This window comes from Bradyrhizobium sp. dw_78 (genome assembly GCF_018449525.1).
In the GTDB taxonomy this organism is placed as follows: domain Bacteria; phylum Pseudomonadota; class Alphaproteobacteria; order Rhizobiales; family Xanthobacteraceae; genus Bradyrhizobium.
The window spans coordinates 1002634-1017304 of sequence record NZ_JAAVUS010000001.1 but is presented as its reverse complement, the minus strand read 5'-3'; the positions used below and the strand labels follow the sequence as shown (position 1 = coordinate 1017304).

The window sequence follows — 14671 nt, the reverse complement described above, 5'->3', positions numbered from 1 at the left end:
GGCTAGCCACCGACCTTCTCGACGAACACCCGGATGGTGCCGCCGCAGGACAGGCCGACATTCCACGCGGTCTCGTCGGCGACGCCGAATTCGAGCATTTTCGGCTGGCCGTTGGCGATCACGTCCAGCGCCTCGGTGACGACCGCGCCCTCGACGCAGCCGCCGGAAACCGAGCCCAGGAAGGTGCCGTCATCATTGATGACGAGGCTCGAGCCCGCCGGCCGCGGCGCCGAGCCCCAGGTCTCGACCACGGTGGCAAGCGCAACGCCGTGACCGGCCTTTTGCCAGTCCTGAGCCGCCTGCAGGATGTCTTCATCGCGATTGAGCGTGGCGGGCATGGGCACCTCTTTCAGGTTTCAGGCTGCGGGGCGGATCAGGCTGCGATGATGTGGCGGGATGGAAGAAAGCGCCGCGATCAGTCCCTGGATTGAACTCAAATTATGCACCGGACGGAATTCGTCAACGTGCGGCAGCATCATTTTGATGCCCTGCGCCTTGGCCTCGAAGCCGCCATAGCGCAACAGCGGATTGAGCCAGATCAGGCGGCGGCAGGACCGGTGCAGCCGGTCCATCTCGAAGGCGAGCTTGTCATCCGCCTCGCGCTCCAGCCCGTCGGAGATCAGGAGCACGATCGCGCCCTGCCCCAGCACCCGGCGGCCCCATAATTTGTTGAACGCATGCAGCGAGGTGGCGATCCGCGTGCCGCCGGCCCAGTCCTCCACCCTTGAGGTGCAGCTTGCCAGCGCCTCATCAGGATCGCGCGCCCTTAGGCTGCGCGTCACATTGGTCAGCCGCGTGCCGAACAGGAACACCGAGACGCGCTTGCGGGCATCGGTGATGGCGTGCAGGAAATGCAGGAACAGGCGGGTATATTCGCTCATCGAGCCGGAGATATCGAGCAGCGCCACGATCGGCGCCGGTTTGTCGATCAGGCCAAGCCGATGGATATCGATGACGTCGCCGCCGGTGCGCAGGGAGCCGCGGAGCGTGCGGCGCATGTCGAGCCGCAGGCCTCGCGCGTCCGGCTTGTAGCGGCGGGTGCGAAGCTCGGCCTGCGGCAGCTTCATCTGCGCGATGGCGCGCGTCACTTCCGCGATCTCGGCCGCGCTCATCTGTGCGAAGTCTTTCTTTTGCAGCACTTCCTTGTCGGACACCGACAGCCGGACTTCCTGATCCTGCGCCTGCGGCGCCTCGCTGACCGGCGGCTGCGCCATCGCTTCCTGGACCCGGCGCGAGGCCGGCGGCGGCTTCTTCCGGGCTTCGTCCGGCAGCGGCACCGAATCCAGCATCTGCTTCCAGTCCTCGGCGGCGCGGAAGAACAGCGCGAAGGCCTGCTCGAAAATCAGCGCATGTTCATGACGCTTGACGAAGATCGCTTCCAGCGTGGCATAGACGTCGGCACGGTTGCCGATCTCGATCACCTGAAGCGCATTCATCGCATCGATCACGGCGCCGGGTCCGACCGGAAGCCCGGCCGCACGCAACGCGCGGGCAAAGCCGACAACGTTATCGGCGATTTGACCGGTGACGGGCATGGTGGTCGGCGTGGTCATTCTTGCCCTCGTCATTCCGGTCCGCGCGAAGTGTGGACCCGGAATCCAGAGATTGCGGTGCGAGATTCCGGGTTCGCGACTTCGTCGCGCCCCCGGAATGACAAATTGGTCAATTCTCGCTCGTCGCTTCCTTGAGCACGTTCTGCAAGGTGTCGCCCTGCATCCGCGCGATGTCGTCCTGATACTTCAAGATCGCGCCGAGCGTGTCGCCGACCAGTTGCGGCGTCAGCGAGCGGGCATCGAGTTCGGTGAGCGCGGTCGCCCAGTCGATGGTCTCGGCGACGCCGGGCGATTTGTAGAAATCCTGATCGCGCAGCGCCTGCACGAATTTGACGACCTGCTGCGACAGCTTTGCCGAAATGCCGGGGACGCGGGATTTGACGATCGCAAGCTCGCGTTCGGCCGAGGGATAATCGACCCAGTGGTAGAGGCAGCGGCGCTTCAGCGCGTCATGAATCTCGCGGGTGCGGTTAGACGTGACGATGACGATCGGCGGCTGCGGCGCCTTCACCGTGCCGAATTCCGGGATCGTGACCTGGAAGTCCGAGAGGATCTCCAGCAGATACGCCTCGAACGCCTCATCGGCGCGGTCGAGTTCGTCGATCAGCAGCACCGGCGCGCCGGTGACGTCCGGCTCCAGCGCCTGCAGCAGCGGGCGCTTGATCAGATAGCGGTCGGCGAAGATGTCGCTGGAGAGTTGGTCGCGGTCGGTATCGCCGGTGGCTTCCGCCAGGCGGATCGCGATCATCTGGGCGGCGGTGTTCCACTCATAGACCGCGGAGGCGACATCCAGGCCTTCGTAACATTGCAGCCGGATCAGCCTCCGGCCCAGCGCCGCCGACAGCACTTTCGCGATCTCGGTCTTGCCGACGCCGGCCTCGCCTTCCAGAAACAACGGCCGGCCCATGCGCAGCGACAGGTAGGTCACGGTCGCGAGCGACCGCTCCGCGAGATAGCCGCGCGAGGTCAAGAGCTCGAGCATCGCATCGACGGATTTCGGTAACACCGATGCGCTCATGGGCAAGCCAGTCCCGATCGAGGAAAACGAAGCAACGTTACTCTTTTGCGTTTGCGGTTTCGACGGCGCGGCGCGCCAGCACGCCGATCAGATGTGCGCGATATTCGGCGCTGCCATGCAGGTCGCTGTTCAGGCCCTCCGCCGGCACCGTCAAACCGTCCAGCGCCTTGGGCGAAAAGCGCTTCTTCAGCGCCTCTTCGAATGCGGTGACGCGGAACACGCCATCGGCGCCGGCGCCGGTGACGGTCACGCGCACATCCGACGGCCGCCTGGCGACGAACACGCCGACCAGCGCATAGCGCGACGCCTGGTTGCGGAATTTGACATAGGCGGCCTTCTTCGGCAGCGGGAACATCACCTTGGTGATGATCTCGTCGCTCTCCAGCGCGGTCGTGAACAGCCCCTGGAAGAACTCTTCCGCCTTGAGGCGGCGCTTGTTGGTGACGATGGTGGCGCCAAGCGCGAGCACAGCGGCGGGATAATCCGCGGTCGGATCGTTGTTGGCGATCGAACCGCCGATCGTGCCTTTATGGCGCACGGCGGGATCGCCGATCATTCCGGCGAGGTCGGCCAGCGCGGGGATCGCCTCGCCGACGGTCGGCGACGTCGCGACATCGGCGTGCTTGGCGGTAGCGCCGATCACCAGTGAACGGCCCTTGACCTCGATGCCGTCGAGCCCCTCGATATGGGAGAGATCGACCAGATGCGGCGGGCTCGCCAGCCGCTGCTTCATCACCGGCACCAGCGTATGCCCGCCAGCGATCAGCTTGGCGTCTTCATTCTTGACCAAGAGGTTGGTGGCCTGCCGCACGGTCGCCGGACGATGATATTTGAATTCGTACATGAGAAATTCCTGATCGCGGTCGCGATGACTTCAACTAAGCGAGATCGAAAACCAAGCGAGATCAGCAGCTAAGCCAGATCAGACTTGGCCATCGCCTTGGCGCCCGCCGCGATCGACAGAACGATGTTCTGGTAGCCGGTGCAGCGGCACAGATTGCCCTCGAGTTCTTCACGAATCGTGTGTTCGTCGAGATCGTGGCCCTTGCGGTGAACCAGATCGACCGCGGTCATGATCATGCCGGGCGTGCAGAAGCCGCACTGTAAGCCGTGGTTCTCCCGGAAAGCCTCCTGCATCGGATGCAGCGGCGCGCCATCCGGCGCCAGCCCCTCGATCGTCCTGACCTCGTGCCCATCGGCCATCACCGCAAGCGTGGTGCAGGATTTGACGGCCTTGCCGTCGAGATGCACGACGCAGGCGCCGCATTGCGAGGTATCACAGCCGACATGGGTACCCGTCAGCCGCAGATTCTCGCGCAGAAACTGGACCAGCAGGGTACGGGGGTCGATATTGGCGTTCACGGGGTTGCCGTTCACGATCATGGAAATCTTGGCCATCGGCACTCTCTTCAACTGCACTGCCGCATATCGGCAGAAGCAGGCGTTTAAAATCATTCCAACAGCCATAATATGAGCCATCCCGGTCATGAGCAACCTCACCTGGGGGATAGCCTGATATGACTTGCGGGGGAGCAGCTCTGGCGACCGGCCTTCCGGCTTGGCCTTTTCCTTAGGCTTGCACAGCCATTCAGCCTTGCACAGCCTTGGCGAAATTACTGAAAAATTCGTCCGCCAGTTTCTTGGCCGAACCGTTGACCAACCGCTGCCCAAGCTGGGCGAGCTTGCCGCCGATCTGTGCCTCGACGTTATAGGTGAGCAGCGTGCCGCCGTCCTTGTCGGCCAGCGCCACCGTCGCACCGCCCTTGGCGAAGCCCGCGACGCCGCCCTCGCCCTCGCCCGTGATCTTGTAGCTGTTGGGCGGATCGAAATCGCTCAGCGTGACCCGTCCCTTGAAGCGAGCCGAGACCGGTCCGACCTTCATTTTGGCGACCGCGCGAAAGCCGTTTTCCTCGGTCGCTTCCAGTTCCTCGCAGCCGGGAATGCAGGCCTTCAACACTTCCGGATCGTTTAATTTCGCCCACACGGCCTCGCGCGGCGCTGGAAGCTGGACTTCGCCGGTCATCGTCATGGCCATGTGATTCGTCTCCTTGTAATGCCTGTACAGACCCTCAAGTAAAGCACGGAAAGCCCGAAGGAAAGGGTCCCGTCGGCCTGATAGCGATGCATATTCGCAAGCGCAACCAACGAAAGGATTTGGCAGGGACCCGGCTGTAATGCTTAGGTCGCGGGCATCATGAGCACCGCCCTTTCGCCCCTGCTCGCGCCGATGCTGTCGAGCGCCGCCATGCGCGCCATCTGCGACGATATGGCCTATCTCCAGCACATGCTGGATTTTGAAGCCGCGCTTGCGCGCGCGGAAGCCACGACCGGCGTTATCCCCGCAGAAGCGGCCGGCCCGATCGAGCGGGCCTGTCAGGCGAAGGCCTTCGACATCGCCGCGCTGGCGGAAGCCGCGACCAGATCCGGCAATCTCGCGATCCCGATGGTCAAGGCGCTCACCGCCGCGGTCGCCAAGTCCGAGACCAAGTCCGAGACCGGCGCGGGCGCCGCGCGCTATGTGCATTGGGGCGCCACCAGCCAGGATGTGATCGATACCGCCACCATGCTGACGGTTCGCGCCGCCATCGATACGCTGCTTGCCGATATCGGTCGCGGCATCGCCGGATTTGCCGGGCTGGCACGCCGGCATCGCGCGACGCCCGTGGTCGGCCGCACATGGTTGCAGCACGCGCTGCCGATGCCGTTCGGGTTGAAGCTTGCGGAATATGCCGCGGCGCTCCATCGCTCAAAACTGCGGCTCCTGCGCCTGCGCGCGGAAGCGCCGGCGCTGCAATTCGGCGGCGCTTCGGGCACGCTGGCCGCGCTCGGCGACAAGGGATTGCTGGTTGCAGAGGAACTCGCGCGCGAGCTTGGGCTGCCGCTGCCCGACGCGCCCTGGCACACCCATCGCGACCGCATCGCCGACACGGCCGCGGTGCTCGCCATCGTGGCGGGCACCTGCGGCAAGATCGCCCGCGACGTCTCCCTGATGATGCAGACCGATGTGGCGGAAGCGTTCGAACCGGCCGGCGAAGGCCGCGGCGGCTCATCGACCATGCCACACAAGCGCAATCCGGTCGCGGCCGCCACCGCGCTCGCCGCCGCCACCATGACGCCGAATCTGGCGGCGACGATTTTCGCGGCGCAAGTGCAGGATCACGAGCGCAGCGCCGGACCCTGGCATGCGGAATGGCCGACTTTGCCTAGCCTGCTGCTCGTCACCTCAGGTGCGCTCGCGGCCATTGTCGACATCGCGGAAGGCCTGGAAGTGGACGCCGCGCGGATGCGGGCCAACCTCAACGCGACGCATGGGCTCATCATGGCCGAGGCCGTGAGCTTTGCGCTCGCCGGGACGATCGGCAAGGGCGGCGCGCATCTCGTTGTCGAGGCCGCAAGCAAGAAGGCGGTCGCCGAGAACAGAGATTTGCAGGATGTGCTGGCCGAAGACGCAATGGTCGCGGCGCATCTCGATCGCAAAAGGCTGGCGAAGTTGTTCGATCCGATGGCCTATCAGGGCTCCTCGCAAGCCCTGATCGACCGGCTGCTCGCCTCACTCGACAAGTAGAGGTTGCGGCCGGTCCCGTCAAAAAGTCGTTGCCTGGCTTGACCCGGCCATCCATCATCGCTGAATAGACTTTTTTCGATGGATGCGCGGATCATCTGGTGTAAGACGCGCTTCGCGCTTTCCTGGTGTAAGACGCATCTCACGCTTTCGTGGTGTAAGGCGCAGTTCGCGCCTTTGCCCGCACACGACAAGGAACATGCCATGCCGATGATCGACGCCGACGGTTGCCTGCTCAACGTATCGGTCGAAGGCCGCGAAAGCGGACCGACCCTGATGCTGTCCAATTCGCTCGGCTGCGACATGCAGATGTGGGAACCGCAGATGAAGGCGTTTACGCAGCTTTTTCGCGTGATCCGCTACGACTGCCGCGGCCACGGCAAATCCAGCGTCCCGCCCGGCCCCTATTCCATCGAACGCTTCGGCCGCGACGTACTGGCCATCCTGGACGATCTCAATATCGGGAAGGTGCATTGGTGCGGGCTGTCGATGGGCGGTATGATCGGCCAATGGCTGGGAGCCAACGCGCCGGAACGCTTCGACCGGATCATCCTTTCCAACACCAGTTCCTATTATCCCGATCCCACCAACTGGCTGAATCGCATCAAGGCGGTGAAGGAAGGCGGCCTTGCCGCGGTCGCCGACACCGTCCTCCCGGGCTGGCTGACGGCGGACTTCCGCGAGCGCGAGCCGCAAATTACCGAGAAGATGAAGGCTATACTGCTCGCCACGCCGGTACAGGGCTATATCGCCACCTGCGAGGCGCTGAGCACGCTCGATCAGCGCGCGCTGCTGCCGAAGATCAAGAGCCCGACGCTGGTGATCGCCGGGCGCAACGATATGTCAACGCCGCTGGCGGCAGGCGAGTTCATCCGCAGCCAGATCCCGGGCGCCAGCCTCACCATTCTCGATGCCGCTCATATCTCCAATGTCGAGCAGCCGCACGCCTTTGCCGACGCCGTGATCGGTTTCCTGACGCAGCGCTGATTCCCATAATGTCATTGCGAGGAGCGTAAGCGACGAAGCAATCAAGACTGCTTTCCGGGGTGAGTTTTCTGGGTTGCTTCGCGGAGTCTGTCATCGGGCGCGCGTTCGCGCGACCCGTTGGGTCGCAATCACGGGGAGGTTTAAATGGAAGATCAAAAGCGCCGGGACGACGGCATGGTTCAGCGCCGCAAGGTGCTCGGCGATGCCTGGGTCGACAAATCAATCGCCAACCGCAATGCCTTCAGCGCCGATTTCCAGGATCTGATCACGCGCTATGCCTGGGGCGAGATATGGACCCGGCCGCATTTCGATGAACGCACGCGGCGGGTGCTGGTGATCGGCACCATGGTCGCGCTCGGCCAGTGGGACGAGTTTCGCCTGCATGTGCGCGCAGCCCTCACCGAGGGCGGCTTCACGCCTGACGATATCAAGGAAATCCTGTTGCAGCAGGCGATCTATTGCGGCGTGCCGGCGGCCAACCACGCCGTCAAGGAGGCGTCAGCGATCGTGCAGGAGCTGGGACTGGGATAGCTGAACCTGCGGTGCGGCGGCCTGGGCCGGACGTTCGCACAGCATCACGATCGCAGTGCCGAGCAGCATCAGCAGTTCCGTCGCATGCAGCCGCAGCGCCGCCGCCTCGCCGACCTCCGAGGCCATCATCATGCTGGCAAAACTGATGACGCTGCCAATGGTCAGCGCGATCGCCAGCGCCTCGTCGCTTCCGCCGGTCTTGCGGACGGAGGCGCGGGCGATGAAGACGAGAAAGATCGCAAAGAACGCAACCACCGTGAGCTTGCCGAGCGCCAGCAGCCACGCCACCCGCACCGTCGCCACCGTGGCAAGTTGCAGATAATCGCTGACGAACAGCGCGACCGAAACGTTCGGCTGCTCGAAAAGGCCGTGGATCGGCGAGACCATGATCCGGAAGGCGACGACGGTCCAGGTCGGAATGAAATAGGCCGCCAGCAGCGCGCCGCTGAATGAACTGATCCGCCAGTCCCTGAACATGTCGCTTCCCACTTCTCGCAACACCCCGAATGAGGTCTCGAACGAGACGGAGGCGCCGTCAGTGAGGTAACGCGCTTAAAGTGCGACGGGCAATTTAAACCATTTATTTACCTTAACGGCGGCGGAGCCGGATCGCTGCGCACCTTCGGCCGACCGTCTCAATGCGGAAAATCCCGCCTCGCGGCGGGACTTTCCTGCTTTCGCATGATCCGAACGGACTAGCGATCCTTGTTGGGGTTCTGGCCCTGGCGGCTCGGCTCCTGCTGTTGCTGGCCGGGCTTGTGCCCACCGCCCTGCTGTTGCTGCTGGCCGGGTTTCTGACTGGGGTTCTGATTTGGCTGGTTCTGGTTGGACATCAGAGTCTCCCTTGTTGAACGCTAACCGAGGGTAATTCAGAGAGCTCTCCAATGGTTGCATTAAAACTGCGGGTTCCAGTTTGATCTTCGCGTGGCATTGCCGCGGCGCCGGAACTCTAGCCAAAACTACCTATGCACAAAGCCTGCCCGCCGCGGCGCGCGCTGTTGCCGCCCCCGGTTCCCACTGTTAGAAAACGGGACGGCGCGCCGTTCCGGCTGCCGGGGCCATCGCCGCGGAAGTTGTTAAAGCGCCCATCTCCTTCACGGCAAACCGGACCGCTTTGCCGGAAAATACTCCAACCGGCGGCAACGCATGGACTATTTCGCCCAGCAAGTCATCAACGGCATCGTGCTCGGCTCGATCTATGGCCTGATCGCCATCGGCTATACGATGGTCTACGGCATCGTCGGCATGATCAATTTCGCCCACGGCGATATTTTCATGATCGGCGGCTTTATCGCGCTGATTTCGTTCCTGGTGCTGGTTTCGATCGGCCTCACCGCGATTCCCCTGATCCTGCTGATCGTGCTTCTGGTATCGATGGCGATCACCGCGCTCTATGGCTGGACCGTGGAGCGCATCGCCTACCGGCCGCTGCGGCATTCGTTCCGGCTGGCGCCGATGCTGTCGGCGATCGGCATGTCGTTCGTGCTGTCGAACTTCTCGCAAGTGGCGCAAGGCGCCCGGGTCAAGCCGGTGCCGCCGATCATCACCGGCGGCTACACCCTGCTGGAACAGAACGGCTTCGCGGTGCGGCTCTCCAACGCACAGATCGTCGTCGTCGTCACCACCATCGTGCTGCTGGCGATTTTCACCTGGCTGGTGTCGCGGACGCGGCTTGGCCGCGACATGCGCGCCTGCGAACAGGACCAGACCATGGCGGCGCTGCTGGGCGTCGATGTCGACCGCACCATCTCGATGACCTTCGTGATCGGCGCCGCGCTCGCGGCCGTCGCCGGCATGATGTACCTGCTCTATTACGGCCTGGTCGATTTCTTCATGGGCTTCGTCGCCGGCATCAAGGCCTTCACCGCGGCCGTGCTCGGCGGCATCGGCTCGCTGCCCGGAGCGATGCTGGGCGGGCTTGCGATCGGGCTGATCGAGACGCTGTGGTCGGCCTATTTCTCGGTCGAGTACAAGGATGTCGCGGCGTTCTCGATACTGATCATCGTGCTGATCTTCCTGCCCACGGGCCTGTTGGGCCGGCCTGAAGTCGAAAAAGTTTGACGGACAACGGCGTGACAGCATCCGCGCCCGAGAGAACGTCAACGTCGCGCGCGACTGGCGCAGCCTTCATCTTCAAGAAAGCCCTGATCAGCGCCTTGGTCGCGCTGGTGCTGTTCTCGCTGATGATCGGAATCCGCACCGAGGCCGGCCCCACCGGGCAATTGATCTACTGGACGCGGTTCGGCGATCTGGCTTCGATGGTCGCCATCGTGTTCGGCGGCAGCATCGTGGTGGAATTGCTGCGGCAATGGTGGGGCGCGGCCGGCACCACCATCAGGGTCATTCCGCCGCCCGTGCAAACCACGCTTGCGGTCGCCGGACGCCTGGTGGCGCCGGCGCTTCTGATCTTCGCGCTGTTGGTGCCGGTGATCTTCTACCACCAGCGCTACATTCTCGATCTCGGCATCCTGGTGCTGACCTATGTGATGCTCGGCTGGGGATTGAACATCGTGGTCGGCCTCGCCGGCCTGCTCGATCTCGGTTACGTCGCGTTCTACTCGGTCGGCGCCTATTCCTACGCGCTGCTGTCGACCAATTTCGACCTGTCGTTCTGGGTCTGCCTGCCGCTGGCCGGCATCCTCGCCGCGTTCTGGGGCGTGCTGCTGGGCTTTCCGGTGCTGCGGCTGCGCGGCGATTACCTCGCGATCGTGACGCTGGCCTTCGGCGAAATCATCCGTCTCGTCATCATCAACTGGCAAAGCCTGACCGGCGGTCCCAACGGGATCAGCGGCATTCCGCGCCCGACATTTTTTGGCATTCCGCTCACTGCCAGCGACAACGGCCTTGCCGCGAAACTCGGCATTCCCTTCTCGCCGACCCATCGCATCGTGTTCCTGTTCTATCTGATCCTGGCGCTGGCATTGCTCACCAACTGGGTGACGATCCGGCTGCGCCGCCTTCCGATCGGGCGCGCCTGGGAAGCGCTGCGCGAAGACGAAGTCGCCTGCCGCGCGCTCGGCATCAACACCACGACAACGAAGCTGACGGCGTTCGCGACCGGCGCGATGTTCGGCGGCTTCGCCGGCGCGTTCTTCGCGACGCGGCAGGGCTTCATCAGCCCGGAATCCTTCACCTTCCAGGAATCGGCTTTGGTGCTGGCGATCGTCGTGCTCGGCGGCATGGGCTCGCAGCTCGGCGTCGCGCTCGCCGCACTTGCCATGATCGGCGGCTTCGAACTGTTTCGCGGTCTCGAGCAATTCCGCATGCTGGTGTTCGGCCTTGCGATGGTGCTGTTGATGATCTGGCGGCCGCGCGGGCTGATCGGCCACCGCGCGCCGACGGTTTTCCTCAAGCAGTCGCAGGCGATCTCGTCCGACCTCGTCAAGGAGGGGCATGGATGAGCGGCGGCGACATTCTCAGCGTCGATCACCTCACCATGCGGTTCGGCGGCATCGTCGCCGTCAACGACCTGTCGTTCGCCGCCGGGCGGGGTGAGATCACGGCGCTCATCGGGCCGAACGGCGCCGGCAAGACCACCGTGTTCAACTGCGTCACCGGCTTCTACAAGCCAACCTCCGGCGCCATTCGCCTGACGCCCGCCAACGGTACGGCTATCCAGCTTGAACGGCTGAACGATTTCCGGATCGCAAGACAGGCCAAGGTCGCCCGCACCTTCCAGAACATCCGGCTGTTTCCCGGCATGACGGCGCTGGAAAACCTGATGGTCGCGCAGCACAACGCGCTGATGCGCGCCTCCGGCCTGACCTTTCTCGGCCTGATCGGCGCGCCGTCCTGGCGCAGTGCCGAGAAGCACGCGATCGATCAGGCCAAACTCTGGCTCGACCGCATCGGCCTGCTCGACCGCGCCGACGACGCCGCCGGCAATCTGCCCTATGGCGATCAGCGCCGCCTCGAGATCGCGCGCGCGATGTGTACTGGACCGGTGCTGCTTTGCCTCGACGAGCCGGCCGCCGGACTGAACGCGCGCGAAAGCGCCGGCTTGAGCGAATTGCTGCTGTCGATCCGCGCCGATTACGGCACCTCGATCCTGTTGATCGAACACGATATGTCGGTGGTGATGGAAATTTCCGACCGCATCGTGGTGATGGACTACGGCGTCAAGATCGCCGAAGGCGCGCCGCGCGAGGTGCGCGACGATCCGAAGGTGATCGCCGCCTATCTCGGCGCCGACGAAGAAGAAGCCATCGCGGTGATGGAGAGCGGCACGTGACCGCTCCGTCCGTCAAGCCCCTGCTCGAGATCCGGGGCCTGCGCGCAGCCTATGGCAAGATCGAAGCGCTGAAGGGCGTCGATCTCGACATCAACCCGGGCGAGATCGTGGCCCTGATCGGCGCCAACGGCGCGGGCAAGTCGACGCTGATGATGACGATCTTCGGCCGGCCGCGCGCCCGCGCCGGACAGATCCGGTTCGATGGACGCGACATCACCGGCATGGCGACGCATGAGATTGCCCGATTGCGCATCGCGCAATCGCCCGAGGGCCGGCGGATTTTCCCGCGCATGAGCGTGGCGGAAAATTTGCAGATGGGCGCCGACGCCACCGAGTGCAGCGAGGCCGATCGCGCCACCGGGCTGGAGCGCGTCGTCACGCTGTTTCCACGGCTCAAGGAACGCATGGCCCAGCGCGGCGGTACCCTGTCCGGCGGCGAGCAGCAGATGCTGGCGATCGGCCGCGCGCTGATGAGCCGCCCTCGCCTGTTGATGCTGGACGAGCCTTCGCTGGGGCTGGCGCCGCTGGTCGCACGCCAGATCTTCGACGCCATCCGCACCTTGAACCGGCAGGACGGCCTCACCGTGCTGATCGTCGAGCAGAACGCCAATCACGCGCTCAAGCTCGCCCATCGCGGCTATGTCATGGTCAACGGCCTGATCACGCTGAGCGGAACCGGCAACGAATTGCTGCAACGTCCGGAAGTCCGCTCCGCCTATCTGGAAGGCGGCCGGCGCGGGTAATTCACTTATGAACCTGCTACCGTCCTTCCAGGGTGATGCGCAGCATCGAACCCGGAATCCATTCCGCCGCCTGCGCATGTGGCCCGATGGATTCCGGGCTCGCGCCAAGAGGCGCGCCCCGGAATGACGTTGATGAATGACGAAGTGGCCGCTCTACCCCGAAAATTGCCGATGACTTCACCGCAAAGCTGCCCGAAATTTGCCGATGACTTGGCGGTAAATTCAGCCGACAATGGCGGAAATCTTCAGCCGCATGGCGATCCACCGCGAGGACTCCTGATGACACCATTGAAGCTGATCGGCCTGGCATTCGGCGCATCGCTGCTGTTTTCGACAACGGCGCTGGCGCAGGACATCACCGTGGCGGTGGCGGGCCCGATGACGGGCGGCGAATCCGCATTCGGCCGGCAGATGAGGAATGGCGCCGAACAGGCGGTGGCCGACTTCAACGCCGCCGGCGGCCTGCTGGGCAAGAAACTCGCACTCGATGTCGAGGACGACGCCTGCGATCCCAAGCAGGCGCTCTCGGTCGCGGAAAAAATCGGAAGCGCGAGAATTCCGTTCGTGGCCGGCCACTATTGTTCTTCATCCTCGATTCCGGCGTCGGAAGCCTATGAAGACGGCAATGTATTGCAGATCACGCCGGCTTCCACGGCGACGAAATTCACCGACGGCAAGCTCTGGAATGTCGCACGCGTCTGCGGCCGCGACGATCAGCAAGGTCCGGCCGCCGCCGCCTACATCATCAAGGCATTCGCCGGCAAGAACGTCGCGATCCTCAACGACAAGACCAGCTACGGCAAGGGTCTCGCCGACGAAACCAAGAAGGCGCTGAACGCTGCCGGCTTCACCGAGAAGATGTTCGAATCCTACAACAAGGGCGACAAGGATTTTAACGCCATCGTATCGCGCCTGAAACTTGAAAATATCGATCTGGTCTATGTCGGCGGTTACCACCAGGAGGCCGGGTTGATCCTGCGCCAGATGCGCGACCAGGGCCTTAAGACCGTGATGATGGCGGGCGACGCCCTCAACGACAAGGAATTCGCGTCGATCACCGGTCCTGCCGCGGAAGGCACGCTGTTCACCTTCGGTCCCGATCCACGCAACAACCCCGCCGCCAAGGCGATCGTCGAGGAGTTCAAGGCCAAGAACATCGATCCCGAAGGCTACACGCTCTACACTTACGCCGCGATGCAGGTGTGGTCGCAGGCGGCAGCGAAGGCCGGCTCGACCGATGCCCAGAAGGTGATGAACGTGATCAAGGCCGGCACGTGGGATACCGTCATCGGCAATTTGTCGTTCGACGCCAAGGGCGACATCAAGCAGAACGCCTATGTGGTCTGGAAGTGGGACGCCAACGGCAACGCCGCCGAGATCAATCCGAAGGGATCGTAAGGCTTTCAACGCTGTCGCGACGTTCAACGTCCCGGTTCGCCGGGGCGTTTGTCAAAGGCCTGTCGCAACCTGGGATCGGCACTGCCCTTGCGCGGCTTCGATCGCGCGAACCAGATCGTTGGGACGAAACGGCTTCTGCAAACACACGATGTCGGACAATTCGGGCGACGCGGAAACGAAGTCGAACGTCGTCATGCCCGAAATGGCGATCACCGGCAGGTCCGGAATGCGTTCGCGCATCATCTGGATCAATTCGAAGCCGTTCGTTCCATGCAGGAAGATGTCGACGATCGCGAGATCGAAGTTCGAATCCTCGAACGCCTGCAATGCCGCGGCCGCGGTCGCAGCCTCCACGATCTCGAAACGCTGGACTCGGAGCACGATGGAAATCATCGCGCGCACGTCGGATTGGTCGTCTATTACTAAAATGCGGGGCATGGGCGCTCCGGGACCGGCCTTACACCAGCCTATATCGCCTTCCCGGCATTGATCAGACCTTCGCGACATTATTGAGCCGGTGAGTAAAGACCCGGTTACTCTTAACGGTCGAACTCGGCCCGGATTAACAAATACATAACCTTGGGTTGCCACGACCTGGAGCAGGACTCACGGGAGCGATCGCGCCGGCCAACGCCGTGTCAAGGCAAG

18 protein-coding genes are annotated in these 14671 nt (G+C 63.5%); 8 read left to right on the top strand and 10 right to left on the bottom strand.

Translation table 11 applies throughout. From position 1 onward, the window contains the following. Positions 1 to 2: 2 nt before the first annotated feature. The 6 genes from HB630_RS04660 to HB630_RS04635 form a co-directional block, all read right to left on the bottom strand. Positions 3 to 338, bottom strand: coding sequence for an XdhC family protein (locus HB630_RS04660; protein ID WP_213770345.1), 336 nt, complete (start codon positions 336 to 338; stop codon positions 3 to 5). Positions 339 to 356: 18 nt separating this feature from the next. After that, on the bottom strand, positions 357 to 1553 hold the full coding sequence (locus tag HB630_RS04655) for a VWA domain-containing protein (RefSeq protein ID WP_213770344.1): 1197 nt from the start codon (positions 1551 to 1553) through the stop codon (positions 357 to 359). A gap of 109 nt (positions 1554 to 1662) precedes the next feature. Continuing rightward, positions 1663 to 2571: a MoxR family ATPase gene (locus HB630_RS04650; protein WP_213770343.1), complete on the bottom strand. Its 909-nt coding sequence runs from the start codon at positions 2569 to 2571 to the stop codon at positions 1663 to 1665. A gap of 37 nt (positions 2572 to 2608) precedes the next feature. Next, on the bottom strand, positions 2609 to 3415 hold the full coding sequence (locus HB630_RS04645; protein ID WP_213770342.1) for a xanthine dehydrogenase family protein subunit M: 807 nt from the start codon (positions 3413 to 3415) through the stop codon (positions 2609 to 2611). 68 nt (positions 3416 to 3483) lie between these two features. Beyond that, complete coding sequence (locus HB630_RS04640; protein ID WP_213770341.1) at positions 3484 to 3969, bottom strand: (2Fe-2S)-binding protein; 486 nt, start codon at positions 3967 to 3969, stop codon at positions 3484 to 3486. Positions 3970 to 4159: 190 nt separating this feature from the next. Then, positions 4160 to 4606: a carbon monoxide dehydrogenase subunit G gene (locus HB630_RS04635; protein ID WP_213770340.1), complete on the bottom strand. Its 447-nt coding sequence runs from the start codon at positions 4604 to 4606 to the stop codon at positions 4160 to 4162. A 159-nt stretch (positions 4607 to 4765) separates the two neighbouring features. Here HB630_RS04635 and HB630_RS04630 point away from each other — a divergent pair, with 159 nt between their 5' ends. From HB630_RS04630 to HB630_RS04620, 3 genes are all read left to right on the top strand, one after another. Then, positions 4766 to 6136 (top strand): 3-carboxy-cis,cis-muconate cycloisomerase, encoded by a 1371-nt coding sequence (locus HB630_RS04630; protein WP_213770339.1) that lies wholly within the window; start codon positions 4766 to 4768, stop codon positions 6134 to 6136. A 201-nt stretch (positions 6137 to 6337) separates the two neighbouring features. Next, a complete protein-coding gene (pcaD, locus tag HB630_RS04625) occupies positions 6338 to 7120 on the top strand; it encodes a 3-oxoadipate enol-lactonase (protein ID WP_213770338.1) in 783 nt (260 codons plus the stop codon). 144 nt (positions 7121 to 7264) lie between these two features. After that, on the top strand, positions 7265 to 7651 hold the full coding sequence (locus HB630_RS04620; protein ID WP_213770337.1) for a carboxymuconolactone decarboxylase family protein: 387 nt from the start codon (positions 7265 to 7267) through the stop codon (positions 7649 to 7651). Here the strand turns inward: HB630_RS04620 and HB630_RS04615 are convergent. Continuing rightward, positions 7619 to 8128, bottom strand: coding sequence for a hypothetical protein (locus tag HB630_RS04615; protein WP_213770336.1), 510 nt, complete (start codon positions 8126 to 8128; stop codon positions 7619 to 7621). The genes HB630_RS04620 and HB630_RS04615 overlap by 33 nt on opposite strands. 218 nt (positions 8129 to 8346) lie before the next feature. Beyond that, positions 8347 to 8484, bottom strand: a complete 138-nt coding sequence (locus HB630_RS04610; protein ID WP_213770334.1) for a hypothetical protein — start codon at positions 8482 to 8484, stop codon at positions 8347 to 8349. 313 nt (positions 8485 to 8797) lie between these two features. Between HB630_RS04610 and HB630_RS04605 the strand changes: the two genes are divergently transcribed. The 4 genes from HB630_RS04605 to HB630_RS04590 are packed head-to-tail and all read left to right on the top strand — an operon-like array spanning position 8798 to position 12625. Next, positions 8798 to 9712: a branched-chain amino acid ABC transporter permease LivH gene (locus tag HB630_RS04605; RefSeq protein ID WP_213770333.1), complete on the top strand. Its 915-nt coding sequence runs from the start codon at positions 8798 to 8800 to the stop codon at positions 9710 to 9712. Between the two features lie 11 nt (positions 9713 to 9723). Then, positions 9724 to 11052: a high-affinity branched-chain amino acid ABC transporter permease LivM gene (gene livM / locus HB630_RS04600; RefSeq protein WP_213770332.1), complete on the top strand. Its 1329-nt coding sequence runs from the start codon at positions 9724 to 9726 to the stop codon at positions 11050 to 11052. Next, on the top strand, positions 11049 to 11882 hold the full coding sequence (locus HB630_RS04595; protein ID WP_213770331.1) for an ATP-binding cassette domain-containing protein: 834 nt from the start codon (positions 11049 to 11051) through the stop codon (positions 11880 to 11882). The genes livM and HB630_RS04595 overlap by 4 nt, the downstream gene beginning before the upstream one ends. Further along, positions 11879 to 12625: an ATP-binding cassette domain-containing protein gene (locus tag HB630_RS04590; protein ID WP_213770330.1), complete on the top strand. Its 747-nt coding sequence runs from the start codon at positions 11879 to 11881 to the stop codon at positions 12623 to 12625. The genes HB630_RS04595 and HB630_RS04590 overlap by 4 nt, the downstream gene beginning before the upstream one ends. A 16-nt stretch (positions 12626 to 12641) precedes the next feature. Here the strand turns inward: HB630_RS04590 and HB630_RS04585 are convergent, their stop codons facing one another. Beyond that, the gene (locus tag HB630_RS04585; RefSeq protein WP_213770329.1) at positions 12642 to 12890 is read right to left on the bottom strand and encodes a hypothetical protein; all 249 of its coding nucleotides are present in this window, start codon (positions 12888 to 12890) and stop codon (positions 12642 to 12644) included. A gap of 14 nt (positions 12891 to 12904) precedes the next feature. Between HB630_RS04585 and HB630_RS04580 the strand changes: the two genes are divergently transcribed. Then, positions 12905 to 14023, top strand: a complete 1119-nt coding sequence (locus tag HB630_RS04580) for a branched-chain amino acid ABC transporter substrate-binding protein (RefSeq protein ID WP_213770327.1) — start codon at positions 12905 to 12907, stop codon at positions 14021 to 14023. Positions 14024 to 14074: 51 nt separating this feature from the next. On the opposite strand, the gene HB630_RS04575 is transcribed toward HB630_RS04580, so the two are convergent. Next, positions 14075 to 14461: a response regulator gene (locus tag HB630_RS04575; RefSeq protein WP_213770325.1), complete on the bottom strand. Its 387-nt coding sequence runs from the start codon at positions 14459 to 14461 to the stop codon at positions 14075 to 14077. Between the last annotated feature and the right edge of the window lie 210 nt (positions 14462 to 14671).